The organism is Gallibacterium salpingitidis, from assembly GCF_030517105.1.
GTDB lineage: Bacteria > Pseudomonadota > Gammaproteobacteria > Enterobacterales > Pasteurellaceae > Gallibacterium > Gallibacterium salpingitidis.
Window position 1 is genome coordinate 2,264,844 of the sequence record NZ_CP103875.1, and the last position, 19,256, is coordinate 2,284,099.

Annotated in this window: 18 protein-coding genes; 3 read left to right on the top strand and 15 right to left on the bottom strand. The window is 36.7% G+C overall.

Annotated features, from left to right (window positions below):
• Window positions 1-46 precede the first annotated feature (46 nt).
• The 4 genes from NYR30_RS10840 to NYR30_RS10855 form a co-directional block, all read right to left on the bottom strand.
• A complete protein-coding gene (locus NYR30_RS10840; RefSeq protein ID WP_302501091.1) occupies window positions 47-3,934 on the bottom strand; it encodes an autotransporter outer membrane beta-barrel domain-containing protein in 3,888 nt (1,295 codons plus the stop codon).
• A gap of 169 nt (window positions 3,935-4,103) precedes the next feature.
• Complete coding sequence (locus tag NYR30_RS10845) at window positions 4,104-4,280, bottom strand: hypothetical protein (protein WP_302501093.1); 177 nt, start codon at window positions 4,278-4,280, stop codon at window positions 4,104-4,106.
• 232 nt (window positions 4,281-4,512) lie between these two features.
• Window positions 4,513-6,138, bottom strand: coding sequence for a phosphoethanolamine transferase (locus NYR30_RS10850; RefSeq protein WP_302501095.1), 1,626 nt, complete (start codon window positions 6,136-6,138; stop codon window positions 4,513-4,515).
• Between the two features lie 179 nt (window positions 6,139-6,317).
• Window positions 6,318-6,839, bottom strand: coding sequence for a hemerythrin domain-containing protein (locus tag NYR30_RS10855; RefSeq protein WP_066111262.1), 522 nt, complete (start codon window positions 6,837-6,839; stop codon window positions 6,318-6,320).
• A 211-nt stretch (window positions 6,840-7,050) separates the two neighbouring features.
• Between NYR30_RS10855 and paeA the strand changes: the two genes are divergently transcribed.
• Window positions 7,051-8,373, top strand: coding sequence for a polyamine export protein PaeA (gene paeA / locus NYR30_RS10860; protein WP_066111260.1), 1,323 nt, complete (start codon window positions 7,051-7,053; stop codon window positions 8,371-8,373).
• A 50-nt stretch (window positions 8,374-8,423) separates the two neighbouring features.
• On the opposite strand, the gene NYR30_RS10865 is transcribed toward paeA, so the two are convergent.
• The 3 genes from NYR30_RS10865 to NYR30_RS10875 all read right to left on the bottom strand — a co-directional run bounded on the left by NYR30_RS10865 (window position 8,424) and on the right by NYR30_RS10875 (window position 10,312).
• Window positions 8,424-8,804 carry a VOC family protein gene (locus NYR30_RS10865; RefSeq protein ID WP_066111258.1) on the bottom strand — a complete coding sequence of 127 codons (381 nt, stop codon included), beginning with the start codon at window positions 8,802-8,804 and terminating at the stop codon, window positions 8,424-8,426.
• Between the two features lie 66 nt (window positions 8,805-8,870).
• Window positions 8,871-9,371, bottom strand: coding sequence for a ribonuclease E activity regulator RraA (gene rraA / locus NYR30_RS10870; protein WP_066109514.1), 501 nt, complete (start codon window positions 9,369-9,371; stop codon window positions 8,871-8,873).
• Window positions 9,372-9,406: 35 nt separating this feature from the next.
• Window positions 9,407-10,312 (bottom strand): 1,4-dihydroxy-2-naphthoate polyprenyltransferase, encoded by a 906-nt coding sequence (locus NYR30_RS10875; RefSeq protein WP_066111256.1) that lies wholly within the window; start codon window positions 10,310-10,312, stop codon window positions 9,407-9,409.
• 128 nt (window positions 10,313-10,440) lie between these two features.
• Here NYR30_RS10875 and tsaA point away from each other — a divergent pair, with 128 nt between their 5' ends.
• Window positions 10,441-11,148, top strand: coding sequence for a tRNA (N6-threonylcarbamoyladenosine(37)-N6)-methyltransferase TrmO (tsaA, locus tag NYR30_RS10880; RefSeq protein WP_066111254.1), 708 nt, complete (start codon window positions 10,441-10,443; stop codon window positions 11,146-11,148).
• Window positions 11,149-11,191: 43 nt separating this feature from the next.
• Here tsaA and NYR30_RS10885 read toward each other — a convergent pair whose 3' ends face one another.
• Genes NYR30_RS10885 through coaBC form a run of 6 tightly spaced genes read right to left on the bottom strand, consistent with a single transcriptional unit; the run spans window position 11,192 to window position 15,210 of the window.
• The gene (locus NYR30_RS10885; protein WP_066109524.1) at window positions 11,192-11,947 is read right to left on the bottom strand and encodes a class I SAM-dependent methyltransferase; all 756 of its coding nucleotides are present in this window, start codon (window positions 11,945-11,947) and stop codon (window positions 11,192-11,194) included.
• 37 nt (window positions 11,948-11,984) lie between these two features.
• On the bottom strand, window positions 11,985-12,653 hold the full coding sequence (gene crp, locus NYR30_RS10890; RefSeq protein WP_414146302.1) for a cAMP-activated global transcriptional regulator CRP: 669 nt from the start codon (window positions 12,651-12,653) through the stop codon (window positions 11,985-11,987).
• Between the two features lie 45 nt (window positions 12,654-12,698).
• Complete coding sequence (locus NYR30_RS10895; RefSeq protein ID WP_066111252.1) at window positions 12,699-12,938, bottom strand: YheU family protein; 240 nt, start codon at window positions 12,936-12,938, stop codon at window positions 12,699-12,701.
• Window positions 12,939-12,946: 8 nt separating this feature from the next.
• Entirely contained in the window at window positions 12,947-13,576 is a 630-nt protein-coding gene (gene slmA, locus NYR30_RS10900; RefSeq protein WP_066111250.1) for a nucleoid occlusion factor SlmA, read from the bottom strand.
• Window positions 13,551-14,003, bottom strand: coding sequence for a dUTP diphosphatase (gene dut, locus NYR30_RS10905; RefSeq protein WP_066421409.1), 453 nt, complete (start codon window positions 14,001-14,003; stop codon window positions 13,551-13,553). Before dut ends, slmA begins: the two co-directional genes overlap by 26 nt.
• Window positions 13,990-15,210 carry a bifunctional phosphopantothenoylcysteine decarboxylase/phosphopantothenate--cysteine ligase CoaBC gene (gene coaBC / locus NYR30_RS10910; protein ID WP_414146303.1) on the bottom strand — a complete coding sequence of 407 codons (1,221 nt, stop codon included), beginning with the start codon at window positions 15,208-15,210 and terminating at the stop codon, window positions 13,990-13,992. The genes dut and coaBC overlap by 14 nt, the downstream gene beginning before the upstream one ends.
• A 217-nt stretch (window positions 15,211-15,427) precedes the next feature.
• Here coaBC and radC point away from each other — a divergent pair, with 217 nt between their 5' ends.
• Window positions 15,428-16,090 (top strand): RadC family protein, encoded by a 663-nt coding sequence (gene radC / locus NYR30_RS10915; RefSeq protein ID WP_066109541.1) that lies wholly within the window; start codon window positions 15,428-15,430, stop codon window positions 16,088-16,090.
• A gap of 478 nt (window positions 16,091-16,568) precedes the next feature.
• On the opposite strand, the gene htpG is transcribed toward radC, so the two are convergent.
• Both htpG and NYR30_RS10925 read right to left on the bottom strand, forming a co-directional pair.
• Window positions 16,569-18,455, bottom strand: a complete 1,887-nt coding sequence (htpG, locus tag NYR30_RS10920) for a molecular chaperone HtpG (protein ID WP_302501105.1) — start codon at window positions 18,453-18,455, stop codon at window positions 16,569-16,571.
• Between the two features lie 166 nt (window positions 18,456-18,621).
• Window positions 18,622-19,212 (bottom strand): opacity family porin, encoded by a 591-nt coding sequence (locus tag NYR30_RS10925; RefSeq protein WP_066421389.1) that lies wholly within the window; start codon window positions 19,210-19,212, stop codon window positions 18,622-18,624.
• Window positions 19,213-19,256 lie beyond the last annotated feature (44 nt).

Sequence of the window (19,256 nt, forward strand, 5' to 3'; positions counted from 1 at the left end):
AAAAAATCGCCCCTTTATGGGGCGATTATCAACAGTAATGAACAGCTTATTTAAACTGCCATGAAACTGCTAAACGCAGATTATAAGAACCTGATCTACCTTGACCAAACTCTTTTTCTGCATCAATAAACACATTAGTTTTTTCACTGATATGAGTGTTGTAACCTACACCGACAGCATACCAAGTTCCTCTGGTATTCCAATCTTTGTGGTAATCACCAGTGAAATCACGAGCGCTAATATCTCGTTTACCCAAAAACTCATGCATAATATTGCCTTTTAAGTAAAGTCGATTATCGCCGTTTTCATCAAGCAATCTCACTACATCAGCACCCACACGACCAATTAAACTCTTCGCACCACCCAATTTCACCTCAATGCCATTACTGGTACGGTAATTTTCACTTGTCAAATAAGCAAATTGTAATTGCGCTTGTGGCACGATATACCATCGTTTCGCTGCGTCCAATACTTGACGATAGCCATGTTCAGTACTTGCACTAAATAGGTAATTCTTATAAGAACCACTACCCCAAAGCACGCCATTATCCATCACTGAACGATAACTACTGTGTAATGCACCTACTCTTAACACGTTATCATTGTAATAGCTGTTATCTCCTGCTTCATTATTACGTTGATTAGTGTTATACACGCTCAATAAGTATTTTTTCACCACACCTTTTTGTAGGATATCTTCGACTTCATTTTTAGCATGACCATAGGTAAAACTGATTCCCCATTTGTGTTTCTGATTTGCATCATTACGACTAAATCTGTCATAACCGACTTCATACTCATTACTGTTCAAACGGAAATCATCATATTGTTGTAAACGAGTATGTGTTGCTCTTACCCAAGCTCCCTCTTTAATACCATTTAAAGAATAAGCGCGTTCTCCCTCACGTTTTGTATAAGTATCTAAATAGAAACCATAACGAGCGGTCGCATCTAACATCTTCAACATATCTTTACTGTTTGGGGTTGGAATTGGATTATTATTATTGCCGTTATCAGGATCAGTGTTTGGATCTACCGGTTGTTGTGGCGTATAACGTACCAAATAGACGTTATAACTATCATCACCATTATAAGTACTATCAACATAACTATCGCCCGGTTTTTCTTTGGTCATCGTTTGTCCATTAAACGCTTGGTTATAAATCTCTGTATTATCCGGATCTTCTGATTGTTTAGCATATTCGACTCTTACTGCTTGTTTCATTAAGCGACCATTATCAGAATAGACTTTGCCATTCACAAATTCATTTTGTGACTGTTGTACCGTAGCAAAACGTAATCTTTCGCCATCACGCATACTTTCAATAACTTCTTGTTGATTAGCAATTACAACATTTTGTGCAGTAGTAGTACCTTGCTTGATATAGAGCATATCACTATGTTCGCCATTTTTATTTAACCGCATAACAAAGCGATTTTCTCCTGCAAGTTGATCAATGTGTAAAGCTCGTCCGCCATCTGAACTATTAAAATCTACTGTTCCTTTACCGCTTAATCGATTGATCCAGCTTTGTCCAGTCATCTTCCACGAAGCATTATCAGCAAGATTCATATTTACCGTACCGGCAGATGTTGCCTGTGACAAATCTTCTCCTGCCCACATAGTACCAAACAATGCTTTATGCTGTGGATTCGCAAAAGCACTAAAATTATCAATACGTCCTGCTCCAACACTTCCCGGTGTAAGTTCTAAGTCAATTTCCCCGCCATTGATAGCAATGCTATCACCTGTCATATTCATCGTGCTGCCTGCGGAATGGAGATTAATGGCAGCGTTATCGGCAAAGAAATGTCCTTTAATTTGACTATCGCCTTTATAGTCTAATTGAATTCGTGATTGACTAATGGCTTTGGCTACCATAGGTGCTTGGAGATCTAATTGACCTTGTACCTCAATTACCCCTTGCTCCTTAGCAAGAGCAGCAACACGAGAAGCATTGATAAGATTACTTCCTGCTGTTGTGACTAACTGCACTTTGGCTTTATCGCTAGCTTCAACCCCAGTATCCGCACCAACAAGTTGATTCTGTTGTGCTGCTTCAAGACGCGTTAGCGCTGTTTCACCTTGCGCCTGTACAGCAACACTGCCATTACCTACAACAGGATCTGTGATCACAATCACATTACTACCTTGATTAGCTTTTACAGTTAAGTCCGCAGTGTTGCGTAATCCTGTTATGGTGACAGTCTGATCGTTACCCAATGTATTTTTTGCACTGACTTGGAAGAGGTTATTTCCTGTTGTAGCAGTGAATTTAGCTTGATGATCGTTCAATACCGCATAACGTGCGAATGCATTGGAAGCGTTAATAATGGTTTCATTGCGTCCACCAGTGACGTCTAAAATACCTTGTTGTGTTTCGCCTTTTGTAATCGCATAACCGACAACTTTATCAATTTTACCTGCTACATGCTCGCCATCACCAATAACTACTTGGTTTAGCTCTCCGGCTTCTAAAGTAGTGCGCGATGCTCCTGAGAATCCCATCTTATCAAAATCAGGGAGTAAATTACCTGACCTTGGATCCAATATCCAAGCATATCCTGTATAAACACCAATAAGCTCTCTATCATTTTGTGCAACATCGGAGAGACGGCTATCCATACTCAATATATTATTTTGCGTTGCTTTCAATGTCATACTGCCTGTAGTGTTATTAAGCAGTATTTTTCGCTTCAATACATTGGAAACATCTATTTCAATTTGATTGTTTTGTGCCTCTAATAAAGTCGATCCGCTAAGTGTATTTTGATCGCTTCCAAATCCTTCAGTTGTGATACTTATCAAGCCATAATAATAAACACCTGTATGTGAAATTCCCATAACTTGCTCAAATTGCAACTTCGGATTTTCCGTAATCGGTGATTCCTTAATTTGTAATAGGTTTTTTCCTCGCTTTGCCATTAATGTAGTGGAACCTGAATTAAGAATACCTGAAATATCAGCTCCTGGAGTGGCTGCAAAAGTAGTAGAACGAACATCTGCACCAATATAAAAAGTATTATCCCCTTGCGTTGCAATAAATTTAGCTTCATCACTGCCATGGTTAATCACAGCAGTTCGTTGATAAGCATTGTGTATATCTAGCGTCGATTCATTTTGCTGTCCTTCAACGATTAGCCGACTGTTCTGCACCCAATATCCGAAAGCACCACTAAAAGTCTTTTTCAACATTACATTTGCTTGTGTTTTTGCGGTAAATATATTCTTACCTGTCGCTTTCATTGTTATACCATCACTAGAAACTGCCCCAAAACCGGTGAAAGTAACACTACTGTGTGGAGGAGTATCCTTAACATGTACATCAAAAATATTATTACCCTTAACAGCATTAATCTCTACTTCTGCATTCTCAGTAACAGATATAAGAGGATAAGTTGCTTGCTCTGCAATAAAACGGTTATTTTGCGCGTCAAGCTTAACTTTTGTTTCACCAGCCAATTCTATAAATCGAATAAAATCTGAACCAGTGCCATTGAAAATATTATCCCCTTTTAAAGCTTCAAAACCGATATTTATATTACCTTTTGAAACTATCGCTTGATCATTGCTATTATTATCAGCTTTACTCTTAAAATTAACCTTGATCGAACCTTCATCACTGGTCAGTTTAATGCTTCTTGGTGTGGTATCTTTATCTAAAGCATGTATCCCGGCATATCCTTGTTGTATATCAATATCTTCCTTAGCGTGAAATACTAGGCTAGTACCTGGCTTTGTCTTATCAATCTTGATTGCAGGATCGTTGTCAGGCACATGGATAACAATACTTCCATCTGTATTTTCAATAGTGTGATCTTGATCGTTGATAATCGTTGCATCAATCGTCATATCTTGCGCATATGCCGTTAATGTACTACCAAGTAATATAGCAAGTACGGATAATTTAAAAGTTGGTATAACTCGTTTCATAAAATTTCCTTAGTGGTGTGTTAAAAATGAATGGAGCAAATAGCTATTTTTGAATGGCAATAAAACACCACTTAGCGATAACAAGTATCGACAAGCAGTGTTAAAACGAATTGAATAAAAAAATAAGATGAACCAATCGAAATTGGTGATAGAGAATTTGAAAGAGAAATTAGTTAATTGACTGACTGACTGACTGACTGACTGACTGACTGACTGACTGACTGACTGACTGACTGACTGACTGACTGACTGACTGACTGACTGACTGACTGACTGACTGACTAGTAAAATTTTCTAGCCATTCACAGCACTGCGTCAAGGATTTAGTCGCCAGTTGAAATTTCATTAACTCTAATCTCTTTTAATAAAAGGTAAATAAATGTTGCAAGAGATAACTACTATCTTTGCTTTAATTGAAAAAACCACTGTTTAATATACTCCGAAAAAAATAAAATTCGACGATCAAGTTCACATTTTTACAATAAACACATCAATTATGCTATTTAAATAGATTCTGACAAATCGCTAAAAAAAATGTGCGACATTAAATCGCACATTTTTATCTCGCTTTTACCTCACTACATCTTCTTACATTGCGCAATAATATCTAATTTCTTTTGATATACCGAAGTGCTTGGATTCATATCCATTAAGCCAAATAATGTGCTATATAAATTATCTTGCGAATAAGATTGTTGTTCCGCATTCTTACGTAAACAGTCAAAATCAATATTTTCATTTTGTCTGAAACGATCTGAGAACCACATCACCATTGGTACGCGAGTTTGTTGCTCTGGCGCAATCGCATAAGGCGTTCCATGCAAATATACGCCATTCTCGCCCAAAGATTCACCATGATCAGAAAGATAATACACAGCTGATTCCAATTCTGGATGCGCTTCGACTTTTTGAATCACTTTATCAATAAATTGATCAATATAGAGAATACCGTTGTTATAGGTATTAACTAACTGCTCATTAGTACATTTCTGAATTTCATTCGTATCACAAGTTGGAGTAAAACGGCGATATTCTGGGGTATAGCGTTCATAATAAGTTGGCCCATGATTACCAATCGTATGCAGCACTAGTACCGTATCTTTCTTGGTACTATTAATCACTTCATCAATATACGAAAGCAGGATATTGTCTAAACATTCACCATCTTTACAATATTTTGGATCATTTAATTCGGTAATGTTTTTATTTGGTACTCTTAAACAAACGCCTTTACAGTCACTATTATCTTCCAACCACATAATCTCAACGCCAGCACGTTGCAATACATCTAAAATATTATCTTGATGCGAGGCTTTGACTGCGTCGTAATTATCCCGCCCCATTCCTGAGAACATACAAGGAACCGAAACCGCTGTTGAGGTACCGCAGCTAGTTACATGCTTAAAGTTGATAATCTTATCTCCTCTTGCAGCCAACATCGGTGTTGTTTGGAATTTATAACCATTCAGACCCCAATTTTGTGCTCGTGTCGTTTCCCCAACGACAACAACTGTCAGATGACGATAATCATCTGGTTTTTCCTGAGAAGAATCTAATCCTAGTTGTGTATATGGCATATTCGCTTGTCGAACACGTTTAATCTCGTTAATACCAGCGCTAATGAAATTGGATGGTACGATCAACGCTGGTACACTTTTGTTATTGCGAACGAAAGCAGCATAATCTTGATAAAACACTTTTGCGATACCCAAAATTACCACCGCAGAAAGCAAAATCATACCAATACGATATGCCAATTCTTTATACCAACAACGATAATCTACTTTAACGAAAATATAGAGAATAGCTGGAATGACTCCAAATCCGATTACCCAAAGAAGATAAGGTAAAGTAACGGTTCGTGAACTCTCAGCAAAATTAGTCTGCAACACGTTTTCTAACATATCGGTGGTGAAATAAACATCGAGGAAGATTTCACTATAACCAATCGCCGCACTAATAATTAGCAATGCCGGTACCACTACTTTATGTAAGAAAGGAAATGCCAATAACTGAAATACTGCGTTTAGCACAAAGAATACAAATAAAGGAACGGTTAATAAGAAATAATCTTCTTTTGCACCTGTAAATGGGTGAATCGTCAATACTTTAGCGTAAAACGCGTAATTTAAAATGAAGGTGAAATAAAGAGACACTAAACAGATTAACGTTGCGGAACGTAAAGAGAGTGTTTTTATCTGCATAAACTACATAATCCTTATACCAAATAAATAATTAAACCGCTGTTTTGACAGAGTGCGACATAAAAAGTTCTTTATTTACACACTGGAAAAGTGATTTTTTTTAGCAGATGAAAAAATAAAAACTACATATCATTGCAATATGTAGTTTTCACAAAATCTAATTCTAATTTAATCAGTCATTAACGACTTTCAGCAACAACGCGGGCAAAGAAAATTTCATTTTCAAAATAGATATGTTGTGACAGATCGGCAACAAATTTGGCAATACCATCATAAAGCGCTTGCCATGATCCACACGCATCTGCTGGTAAAGTCAAATTATGGGTTACCGCTAATAATGTTTTTAAATCTTCTTCTGCTTCATCATGTTCTGAAAGCATTACTTGAATCGGCATTCTCGCCATTCCATACTGACCAGCTTTGATCATTTGAAATAAAATTTGTTCCTCTTTACGCATATGCATTTCAAGATCTTGATAAATTTTTTCAAGAATTGCAGCGGTACCAACAGGACAAGCTTGACTATCTTTATGTACACTTTCAACTTTCTGCGCTAACTCAATTAATTCAGGTAATTGCTCACGATGACGGGTATGATAACCAGATTCAACAAATGAAATAATGCCTTGATAATTTGCAGCTTGCCAATGTGCAATTTCTGCTGCTGAAAATGGGGATTCTTTTACAGATACTGCACTCATAATTACTCCTTAAAACATAACAAAATAGCTGACAAAAATGCTAAGGTATTCACTAGATAAAAACAATTACCCATTATGGTGGATTTATTTCCTCTCTATATAACCAGCTTGCTTTCACTAATCACGACAAGTAATTTTCCCACCTCTACCTTTTTAGAGTAGAATAATGATCGTTTTTGGTGAGTAAATTATTAACGTTCATAGGTGTTTTGTGAGTATTTTTCAAAATCTTATTGTTATTGTTGCTTTAATTGCCGCCTCAAGTTTCTTATCTATCTCTGAAATTGCTATTGCTGGCGCACGCAAAATTAAGCTCAAATTATTAGCAGAAAACGGTGACGAACGTGCTAATAAGGTCTTATGGTTACAAGAAAATTCCGCTGATTTTTTCGCCGCATCACAAATTGGACTCAATGCAGTGGCTATTTTGGGTGGTATCTTAGGTGAATCCGCTTTTCGTCCCTATTTTGTTGGATTAGTTGAACAGTTCTATCAAGGTGAATGGGCAGAAACAATCGGATTTAGCTTATCATTTTCTTTGGTGACTTCTTTGTTTATTCTGTTTGCTGATTTAATGCCAAAACGGATGGCGATGATTGCTCCAGAAAAAATTGCTGTGACATTAATTCGCCCAATTACCTTTTTTATTACCATTTGCAAACCACTAACTTGGATTATCAATGCCGTTGCTAATACGATCTTCCGTCTATTTAAAATGAACATTAATCGTGATGATAACATCACCTTTGATGATATTTCGGCGGTAATGGATGCAGGTGCCCAAGCTGGGGTATTACAACAACAAGAACATCATTTCATTGAAAATGTATTTGAATTAGAAGAGCGTACTGTCCCTTCTAGTATGACAACGCGTGAAAATGTCGTCTATTTCACTTTAAAAGATTCCGAACAAAGTATCCGCCAAAAAATTGCCGATTATCCTTACTCTAAATTTTTAGTTTGTAATGAAAATATCGATCAGGTAATTGGTTATGTTGATACCAAAGATATTTTGGTGAAAATCTTAAATAATCAATCACTGATTCAACTGAATGAATCAACTATCCGTAATGTATTGATTATTCCTGACACATTGACATTATCTGAACTACTCGATCGTTTTCGTGCTACTAAAGAGAAATTTGCTGTAGTAATGAATGAATATGCGTTAGTGGTCGGCGTAATTACTTTATCCGATATTATGATCACTGTTATGGGAGATTGGGTGGCACCAATTGAACAAGATCAACAAATTATTAAACGTGACGAAAACTCCTGGCTAATTGAAGGTTCAACCCCAATTGAGAATGTCAAACACGCTTTAGCTATCGATAATGATTTTCCTGAATGGGAGAATTATGAAACTATTGCAGGATTTATGATGTATCGCTTACGTAAAATTCCTCGTCCTGCCGATGTTGTTGAATTTGAAGGCTTTAAATTTGAAGTGGTTGATATTGACCATTATAAAATAGACCAACTTCTCGTCACACGTATCACACCATCAACAGCGCAAATCGAGAATATAAACTAGCTTTGCAAAACCTGCTATATCCAGTTATAGCAGGTTTATACTTTGTGCATTTATAAATAATTCGATAACTCAATTAAATTATTATCAGGATCTCTCACATAAATCGAACGAATCGCACCAACTGCACCCGTTCTCGTTACAATCCCTTGCTCAATACGAATATTTTGTTGTTTTAATTCTTCAATTACTACCTCAAGCGGTTGCTTAATGATAAAACAAAGATCGGCACTACCTGCCTGCACACACCCAGCTTTTGGCTCAAATTCTTTCCCCAATTGATGTAAATTAATTTTTTGCTTACCAAAACCCAGTGCAATACGTCCGCCAGCAAAAATTTGTTTCTGCATTCCCAACTTTTGATAAAAAGTGACTGTACGTTCGATATCAGCAACCGTCAGCACTAAATGATCTAAGTGACTAATCTCCAGCACAATGCACCTGCCTAATCCCTATAAAAAAGTAACCTCATCAAGCGATGAGGTTACTGTACAATAAATTTATTCTTCACTATCATCTGGTAAATCTAGCTGTTCAGGCGACAAAATAATTCCAGTAAGATCTGCATAGACAAAATCCTCTGGTAAGAAAGAAACACCACCAAAATTCACTGGTACATCTACTTCACCGATAGTTTGTTCATCTGCTGAAACAGGAATTGGCGCTAACGCCTGAATACCAATATCTATATTTTCTAATTGATCGATTTGGCGCACTGCACCATAAACAATAATGCCTTCCCAACCATTATCAGCTGCTAATTGAGCCAACTCGGCATCAATCAAGGCACGACGCACTGCGCCACCACCATCAACTAATAACACTCGCCCATGACCATCTTCATCTAATACTTCTGCAATTAAACCATTGCTCTCAAAGCATTTTACGGTGGTAATTTTCCCTGAAAAAGCTGAAATACCTCCGAAGCTAGAAAAAATTGGGTCAACAACATCAACTTGATCCAAGTAAATATCGCAGAGTTCTGATGTGTCAATTCTCATAGTGTTTTCCTTTTTTAAAAATCTTAGGATAAAAATTATTCTAAATATAATCCCAAACTAAAAATAATGTTAAATAATAGTGCCAGTTTAGCCATTTGTGCAAGCATTGGACGCAATTCCAACGCATCTTTATGACGTAATACAAAGATAGCGTGCTTAATCAGTAACGGTAAAATCACAATAAATAAGAAGCTATACCAATATTGAAAATAACTAAAGGCAAAACTTAATGCGCAAAGTGCTGCTAATGCCAATAAGCCGACATGATAATAACGACCATATGTGGCACCAATACGGACAATCAAGGTATTTTTACCCGACTTTTTATCTTGCTCAATATCACGTAAATTATTGATATTTAGTACTGCTACTGCCAATAAACCAGACATCACTGCTGGCAAAAAAATGCTAGCATCTAAATAATGAGCTTGTAAGTAAAAAGTTCCGCCAACGCCTAACAAACCAAAGAAAATAAAGACGGAAAGATCGCCTAATCCCATATAACCATAAGGCTTTTTACCTACGGTATAGGTAATCGAAGCAATAATCGCCAATACACCTAACACCACGAAAGCAATAACATCATCCCACGTTTGACAAGCTACTGCTATCAATGCCACGCCAGATACCATACTTGCCAATGTCACTAAGATTAATCCTACACGCAATTGAGCAAAACTAATCACTCCTTGCTGAATCCCTCTTAAAGGTCCAATTCTTTCCGCTGTATCTGAACCTTTAACATGATCACCATAATCATTGGCAAAATTCGAAACAATTTGTAATAAAGTTGCCGTAATTAAGGCAAGAAAAGCAATCATGCCATTAAATTGTTGATGGTAATAAGCTAAGGCAGAACCCGTTACAATAGAAGCTATCGCTAATGGTAATGTCTTTGGTCTTGCGGTTTCAAACCACATTTTACATTTGTTTGATTTCATCCACTTCTCTAAATTTTTATTACTACGCGCTATCTAGCCGCAATACAATTGCTTTTATAAAATAAGTTGATAATTTTACCCGAAATCCTTTGAATGTAACTACTTATTTATTGGCATAAGAGGCAAATATGTCCATTGAATTACAGCCTATTGCAATTATTCATACCCCTTATACGGAAAAATTTTCTGTACCCCGACAACCAGAACTAGTTCAACATGGCACAGGTATTCTCGAACTCTTGCCACCTTACAATATTCCTGAATCTGTAAGAGGTCTTGAGCAATTTTCTCATTTATGGCTGATTTTTCAGTTTGATCGTATTCCTGCTGGTAAATGGTCGCCGACCGTCCGTCCACCACGTTTAGGTGGCAATCAACGTGTTGGTGTATTTGCTTCACGTTCAACTCATCGCCCTAATCCACTTGGTTTATCAAAAGTACGTTTAGATCATATTGAGATTACGCAAGGTAAAGTGTTACTGCATCTAGGCAGCGTTGATCTTGTTAATGGCACACCAATTTTTGACATTAAACCTTATCTTGCTTATGCCGATAGCGAACCGTTGGCGCAATCTAGCTTTGCACAAACTAAGCCTGAAGTCACATTACAGGTAATTTTTTCACCATTAGCCCAACAACAAGCTACTACCTTAGCAACAAAATATCCTCATCTTATTAGTTTAATTGAAGAAGTATTACAGCAAGATCCACGCCCTGCTTATCAGAAACAGCAACTTTCAGAACGTGTTTATGGAATGACTTTATGGGATATTAATATTCAGTGGCGGATGAGTAGTGTACAAGTGGTTGAGGTATTGTCTTTAGTGAAGAGATAAAAAGACGGTCTTGTTGCAACAAGACCGCTTTTTATAAGAAAGGCTATTTTTGGCTACATACTGCAATAAAATTCAGCTTATTTTGTGGATCATTAAAGAATTTAAACATCTTTTTAAAAGTAACTCGATTTTCTGGTTTAACCGCGTTGCGAACAATTTTTAACGTTCCCAACACACCTTCATCATAAATCATACCTTTTGGTGATAATAGCGTCATTTCACCCGAATAGGTATCCACGTTACTAAAACCAGCTTCTTTAAATAAATCCTTCCACCCTTCTTTGCTTAATGGTGTGACACTAACATTAATCACATCACGCAAAGTAGCCAAAATGGTTTCTGCATTTTGTTCTAACAACATTACGTCGTGAGTCAATAAAAAACCGCCCGGTTTTAACACACGAAAATACTCCGCAACTGCCTTATGTTTTGCTTCCAATGGCAACATTGTCAGCATCGCTTCATTAATTACCACATCAAACGAATTGTCAGCAAACGGCAATTTCATTGCATTTGCTCTTTGTACATGAATTAAATGATCTAATTTCGCCTCGGTAATATTCTTTTGTGCCTTAGCTAAAGCTTGCTCATCAAGATCAACACCTTCAATCTGACAACCAAATTGAGAAGCTAAACCAATCGCCGTAGTTCCCATATTACAAGCAACTTCTAGCACTTTTTTATCTTTGTTTAAGTCAGCATTAGCAATTAACCAATCTGTACCTTTCTTACCACCTGGACGAAGACGTGTTTTACCTAAGCGAGCCAAAAAATTATGTCCCATTTCCTCTTTTTTCATCATTTTTCCTTATCGTTAGATAAAATTAGTAATTAGTTTACCTCGTACCATAAACAACAATTGTTTTACCATGTGCAGAGATCAATCCTTGATCTTCTAACATTTTCAAAATGCGTCCTACCGTTTCACGTGAACAACCTACGATTTGCCCAATTTCCTGACGAGTAATTTTAATTTGCATCCCTTCAGGATGGGTCATCGCTTCTGGCATTTTCGCCAAATGTAATAATGTTTGTGCAATACGCCCTGTTACATCCAAGAAGGCCAAATTACTCACTTGTTTAGACGTATTCTGTAAACGGCGAGCTAATTGTGCAGCAAGATACATTAAAATTTCTGGGTTAACTTGAATTAATTGACGGAACTTTTTATATGAAATTTCCGCTACTTCACAAGTTGTTTTCGCTTTAACCCATGCAGTACGTACTTTTACTTCTTCAAATAGACCAATTTCACCAAAGAATTCACCTTGACTGAGGTAAGAGAGAATCATCTCTTTCCCTTCATCATCTTTTACTAAAACAGCGACAGAACCTTTAATTAAATAATAAAGCGTTTCGGCTTTTTCGCCTGCATTGATTAAAGTACTTTTGGAAGGGTATTTGTGAATGTGGCAATGAGATAAAAACCATTCTAAAGTCGGGTCATTTGCATGTGTTATCCCCGTATCATCCTGCTGCATTTCAATTTCTTCTTTCATATCCATACCACCAACACTTATGAGATTGAATCGAGATTTAAGACTCTGTTTTTATAGCATATTTTGCTCAGATTGTCTTAAAAATTCCCGTTTTTCCTTAAGATCCACTGATTGATGCAGCTCTGACCACACAATCACAATCTTTCCTGATTTAATTTGTTGCAATAATCGCTCTTCTTTTTCGGCTAAAGTTAATTCTCTTACACCGTAATCCGTCCCTTCTCGCAAAATAAAACTTTGTGCAATATTACGCAAAGCAGTTTCACTTAATTCTTGCCATGGAATAATCATGCTAATACCTAATCAAAAAGTGGCTCGATCAATTGCCATTGCGTAGCAAAATCTTGACTTGGTAAATGACGGAAATTTGAACGTACATAACGCATAAATTGCCCTTCACATAATAAAACCAAATGACCAGCAATCACACGCTCATCCACTTTAAAACCACGTCCTTCACGCAATTTTCGCATTTGTAATACATTCACCAATTGTAATTCCAAGCGATCAAAAAACGTGGCTACTCTTATTTGTAAAGACTTATCCTCAAACATCAAGGCATGTCCAGTTAAAATTCGCGTTAATCCCGGATTCTTTTGCGCAAAAGTTAATACCATTTGTAAGATATCATGCACTCGCATTTTGGTATCAGTCTGCATCTTCATTGATTGTGTAATACGTTGCAACAATACCGTTTCAATTTGTTCAATTAACGCTTCAAAGATCTTCGTTTTACTCGGAAAATAGCGATATAACGCTGCTTCTGAAACGCCCACAGCTTCAGCTAATTTTGCCGTTGTAATGCGTTCCATTCCTTGTTCAGAATGTAATAAATGCGCAACAATCGTCAATACTTGTTGCCTTCTCGCCGCTAATGATCGCTTCTCGATCTTCTTTTTTGGCTTATTTTCCTGTATGACCAAATCCACCGCTGCCTCGTTCTGTCTGTTCAAAATCAGTCACAATATTAAATTCAGCTTGTACGACAGGAACAAACACAAGCTGTGCAATGCGATCACCGACTTCAATGGTGAAAGGTTGTTGGCTACGATTCCACGCAGAAATCATTAATGGACCTTGATAATCTGAATCAATCAATCCCACCAAATTACCTAACACAATCCCATGTTTATGTCCTAAACCTGAACGAGGCAAAATCACTGCAGCTAATGTTGGATCTGCAATATAAATAGAAAGTCCAGTAGGAATTAGACGAGTTTCCCCTGGCTGCAATACGATTTTTTCATCAGTTAAAGCACGAAGATCTAAACCAGCAGATCCTTCTGTTGCATAACTTGGCAATGGAAACTCACTACCAATACGTGCATCAAGAATTTTGACATCAATTTTTTTCATCATTATTTTTTGTTGTTTGATAAAGATTAATAATATGGTTGACTAATTGTTCCGCTAATTGCCGCTTATTGGTTAACGGTAAAGTTATACTACCTTTATGCCAAAAAAGTTGTAACGCATTTTGATCACTACTAAATCCTTGCCCTGCAATCGAAACATCATTAGCACAAATTAAATCTAATTGCTTACGTACCAACTTATCTTTTGCATAATTTTCCACATCTTGCGTTTCAGCAGCAAAACCAACAGTAAAAGGTCGGTGTTCTTTAAGATGACCAACATCGGCAATAATATCAGGATTTTTCACCAATTTTAATGTTAATTCATCACCACTTTTCTTTATTTTTTGTGGTGCAATTTCTGCCACCCGATAATCCGCTACTGCGGCACAGCCAATAAAAATTTGATGCGTAACAGCTGCCGCCATTGCTTGTTGCCACATCTGTTGTGCTGTGGTTACGGCGATTTTTTTCACATTAGATGGTGTCGTTAAATTCACTGGTCCACTAATTAAAGTTACGGTTGCACCTTGCTGTGCAAAGGCCTCTGCAATTGCATAACCCATTTTGCCGGAACTGTAATTGGAAATATAACGAACTGGATCAATAGGTTCTTGAGTTGGTCCAGCAGTAATCGCCACTGTTATCCCAGCTAATGGCTGCTCACGACAAAATACATCAGCTACCTCAGTAAAAATTTCTGCCGGCTCTGACATTCGACCGGCACCAACATCACCACAGGCTTGTTCACCACTATTTGGTCCAATAATAGTAATACCTCGTTGACGTAGAGAACTAAGATGTTGCTGTACTACTGTTTGTGCATACATTTGTTGATTCATCGCTGGTGCGATAAAAATCGGCGCTGATGTAGCTAAACATAAAGTGGTTAACAAATCATTCGCTAATCCTAAATTAAACCGAGCTAGAAAATCGGCAGTGGCTGGTGCAATCACAATCGCATCCGCCCATTTTGCTAATTCAATATGTCCCATTGCCAATTCAGCTTGTGGATCAAATAAAGATTGTGAAACTGCGTTACCTGAAATCGCTTGTAAAGTCAGAGGGGAAACAAAATGGGATGCAGCTTCGGTTAACACTACTCTGACTTCTGCATTTTGCTTACGTAATAAACGAATAAACTCAATCGTTTTATATGCTGCAATACCGCCAGTAATACCGACCAAAATCCGTTTTTGTTGGAGTATATTATCCACGAGTTGATAACCTCTAGAAAAATCAACAAAAGATAAAGCATTCTACTGGATATTTACTACCCTGCCAATTTACCCTTTGTTTTATTCCGCTAAAAAATGATTTTTTTCAATTTTGTGACACTCTTTCCAAAAAAGCTATTCAGAATCAACTTAAACACCTTTGTCATAATATAAATATGAAGAGTTTCACCAATCTAATTATAAACTTATGACTGATTTAATGCCTCGAGAAAAATTATTACAACAAGGTGCAGCTCATCTCACCGATCAAGAGTTGTTAGCTATTTTTTTACGCACTGGTTTTAAGAATTGTCCTGTAATGACATTAGCCAATAACGCATTATCACACTTTGGTTCTTTGCGTGAATTACTCACCGCCTCTATAACGCAATTTTGTGAAGTAAAAGGATTAGGTATTACCCAATATATTCAACTACAAGCCTGCGTGGAAATGACAAAACGTTATTTAAGTGAAGAACTGAAGCAGCAGCCGCTATTTAATAATATTGAATGTACTAAATTATATTTACAGAGTGAATTAGCAACACAACAACGCGAAGTTTTTATGGTGTTATTCTTGGATAATCAACATTATCTAATTAAACAAGAAATTCTATTTCAAGGTACGATCAATAGCACCCAAGTTCACCCTAGAGAGATTATCAAACTATCCTTACAATATAATGCAGCAGCATTAATCTTGGCTCATAATCATCCTTCAGGCATTACTACACCTAGTCAGCAAGATATTCAAATTACCAAAAATATTCAGCAGATCTGCCAATTAATTGATGTACGAGTATTAGATCACTTAATTATTGGAAAAAATCAGGTATTTTCATTTTGTGAGGAGGGGTTGATAACATTGTGATCTAGATTTTTACTGTAACAACAAATAGAATCTCTATAATAGATACATTAACATATACTTATGTTCCAAAGGCCTATTATGAAACTCACAATAATTCCCTTATATTCCCTTCATGGCATCTTGATTGTTATCTACATTTTGACATTCCTTTTTCAAAGTTATGACATGTACTATTGGTTCATGGGCGAAGAGATCACATTCGGGATTTGGGTCATCTTTGTGATTATCTGCATAATTGGTCTTTGCCTTCCATTCTTGAGTACAGTATTTATCCTTATACTGTCAGCTTTTCTCGTCTTGGCAAAAGACATTAATCCAATATTTATGGCATGCGTAGCCGTACCTGGCATCCTCTATGACATCGTGGGCTTTTTTATGCACAAACGAAAAAAATTGCGTCAGGCTCTTAAAAAGAACCCTTAAAGAAAAGGATCAAAAAGTCCACCAACTGGCGGACTTTTTTCTTCTTAAGAACCTATTAAGATAATAGTTTATTTACTCGCTTAATAAAGGCGGTTGGATTTTCTAATGTGCCACGTTCTGCTAACAGGGCTTGATCGAATAATAACTCTACCCACTCAGCAAATTGTTGTTCATCAGCAATATCCGCCACTTTCTTCACTAAATGATGTTCTGGATTAAGTTCAAACGTATATTTCACTTCTGGCATTTTTTGCCCTGCTGCCGCAAACAATTTTGCCATTTGTGTAGTCATTTGATCGCTATCTGTAGAAACAATTGCAGGTGTTTCACTTAAACGATGAGTTAAACGCACATCTTTAACGCGTTCACCCAATAACGTTTTCACTCGTTCAATGAAAGAAGTAAAGGCTTGATCATCTTCTTTTTGCTTACTTTCTTCCTCTTTATCCGCCAAATCACCTAAATCAAGATCTGACTTAGTAATAGTTTGTAATGGTTTACCATCAAACTCGGTTAAATAACTTAACATCCATTCATCAATACGATCGGAAAGTAATAATACTTCAATACCTTTCTTATTGAAGATCTCTAAATGCGGGCTATTTTTCGCTGCGGTATAACTATCCGCTGTAATATAGTAAATCGCTTTTTGTCCCTCTTTCATACGAGCAACATAATCCGTTAATGATACGGTTTGTTCGCTACTATCGTTATGTGTTGAAGCAAAACGTAATAATTTCGCAATTTCTTCTTTATTGGTTGGATCTTCCGCTGGACCTTCTTTCAATACCAAGCCAAACTCTTGCCAGAATTGTTGATATTTACTTTGGTCTTCATCTTTCGCCAATTTTTCCAACATTCCTAATGCACGTTTAGTCAATGCCTTACGTAAAGCAGCAGTCACTTTATTATCTTGTAAAATTTCACGTGAAACGTTTAATGGCAAGTCATTAGAATCAATTAATCCTTTCACAAAACGTAGATAGTTAGGCATAAATTGTTCGGCATCATCCATAATAAAGACACGTTGCACATACAATTTTAATCCGTGTTTTTGCTCACGATTAAAGAGATCCCAAGGCGCTTTCGCTGGCAAATACAATAAGCTAGTATATTCTTGATTTCCTTCAACTTTATTATGTGCCCATAATATTGGATCAGCAAAATCGTGGCTCAAATGTTTATAAAACTCTTTATACTCTTCATCACTGATTTCTGACTTAGAACGAGTCCAAAGCGCTTGTGCTTTATTAATTTTTTCCCATTTAACGCCTGTTTCTTTGCCTTCTTCATCATACTCTTTAGTCAGGATTTCTACTGGTAAACCAATATGATCTGAGTATTTACCGATAATTTCACGTAAACGCCATTCGTTTAAAAACTCTTTTTCATCTTCACGTAAATGCAAGGTAATTTCTGTACCACGATCTTTTTTCTCAATATCGGCAACGCTAAATTCGCCTTCACCTACAGATTCCCAAAGTACCCCTTGATCCGCACTTACACCAGCAGTACGTGTTTTTACGGTGACTTTATCAGCAACAATAAATGCAGAATAGAAGCCTACCCCGAATTGTCCAATTAATTGACTATCTTTTGCTTGTTCTGTACCCAATGAAGAAAGAAATTCTTTTGTACCTGATTTTGCAATCGTACCAAGATGTTCAATCGCCTGTTCACGAGTCATACCAATACCATTATCACTAATGGTTAAAGTACCTTTATCCGCATCAAAACTGATACGAACTTTCAAATCACCATTACCTTCATACAATTCTGGTGCAGACAATGCTTTGAAACGTAATTTATCCGCTGCATCAGACGCATTAGAAATTAACTCTCTTAAAAAGATTTCTTTATTAGAATAAAGTGAATGGATCATTAATTGCAGAAGTTGTTTTACTTCTGATTGAAAGCCTCTGGTTTCTTGATTTTTACTCATATATATTCCCTTCTCGGTATCAACCAACATACAAAAACTAAACAGTGACGATTATCGTCGCACATCGGCTGGATAAAATAGGTGTGAAAAAAGAGATTTCAAGATTTTAGGTAATAAAAAAGTGCGATCTTTGCAGATCACACTTTCTTAATTAGAGAAAAGTCACTTAGAACGAATATTTAAGCCCTACTTTTAAACCATATTGATTTAATTTTACGCCATCCCAATTACCTAAACGGTTGTATTCTAATGCAGTATTAAGATCTAAATTTGGCGCTAAACCATAATTTGCCCCAACCATTGCACCATAACCAAATTTAGTTGATGAATCTTTTTCATAACTTCGAATATCTCTGCCAGCAGAGTCTTTTTGGACATAATTATCTTTTACTGTCACTTGGTTACTAGAAACACGCACACCAACATAAGGTTTCAATACTGTATTTAAGTCAATATCATAAATTGCAGATACACCAAAGCCTTTTGCCTTAACATCCGCTTTTCCTGTCACGCCTTCATCGGAATAACTACTGTCTGCTTTTCCATAATAGGTATAATCTAACGCAGTACGCCAATCGCCCATTTTATAACCTACTGCAATACTCGGTGAAAAACTAGAACCGCTAAAATTACCACTATGTTCAAATCCTGAAGTTTTTAATTTTGCGTACCCTAAATCTCCTTGTACATAAACTTCAGCATTGGCCATTGAAGCTACTGCTAATGCGCCTAACGCAGCAATTAATAGTTTTTTCATATATCCTCTCCTATTGTGATTAAATAAATCTGCGAAAATATAGC

Bases quoted from the DNA above. Each gene is read 5' to 3' on its own strand.
- NYR30_RS10840 (WP_302501091.1), bottom strand. From the start codon at position 3,934: ATGAAACGAGTTATACCAACTTTTAAATTATCCGTACTTGCTATATTA.
- NYR30_RS10845 (WP_302501093.1), bottom strand. From the start codon at position 4,280: ATGAAATTTCAACTGGCGACTAAATCCTTGACGCAGTGCTGTGAATGG.
- NYR30_RS10850 (WP_302501095.1), bottom strand. From the start codon at position 6,138: ATGCAGATAAAAACACTCTCTTTACGTTCCGCAACGTTAATCTGTTTA.
- NYR30_RS10855 (WP_066111262.1), bottom strand. From the start codon at position 6,839: ATGAGTGCAGTATCTGTAAAAGAATCCCCATTTTCAGCAGCAGAAATT.
- rraA (WP_066109514.1), bottom strand. From the start codon at position 9,371: ATGAGAATTGACACATCAGAACTCTGCGATATTTACTTGGATCAAGTT.
- NYR30_RS10875 (WP_066111256.1), bottom strand. From the start codon at position 10,312: ATGAAATCAAACAAATGTAAAATGTGGTTTGAAACCGCAAGACCAAAG.
- tsaA (WP_066111254.1), top strand. From the start codon at position 10,441: ATGTCCATTGAATTACAGCCTATTGCAATTATTCATACCCCTTATACG.
- NYR30_RS10885 (WP_066109524.1), bottom strand. From the start codon at position 11,947: ATGAAAAAAGAGGAAATGGGACATAATTTTTTGGCTCGCTTAGGTAAA.
- crp (WP_414146302.1), bottom strand. From the start codon at position 12,653: ATGGATATGAAAGAAGAAATTGAAATGCAGCAGGATGATACGGGGATA.
- NYR30_RS10895 (WP_066111252.1), bottom strand. From the start codon at position 12,938: ATGATTATTCCATGGCAAGAATTAAGTGAAACTGCTTTGCGTAATATT.
- dut (WP_066421409.1), bottom strand. From the start codon at position 14,003: ATGAAAAAAATTGATGTCAAAATTCTTGATGCACGTATTGGTAGTGAG.
- radC (WP_066109541.1), top strand. From the start codon at position 15,428: ATGACTGATTTAATGCCTCGAGAAAAATTATTACAACAAGGTGCAGCT.
- htpG (WP_302501105.1), bottom strand. From the start codon at position 18,455: ATGAGTAAAAATCAAGAAACCAGAGGCTTTCAATCAGAAGTAAAACAA.
- NYR30_RS10925 (WP_066421389.1), bottom strand. From the start codon at position 19,212: ATGAAAAAACTATTAATTGCTGCGTTAGGCGCATTAGCAGTAGCTTCA.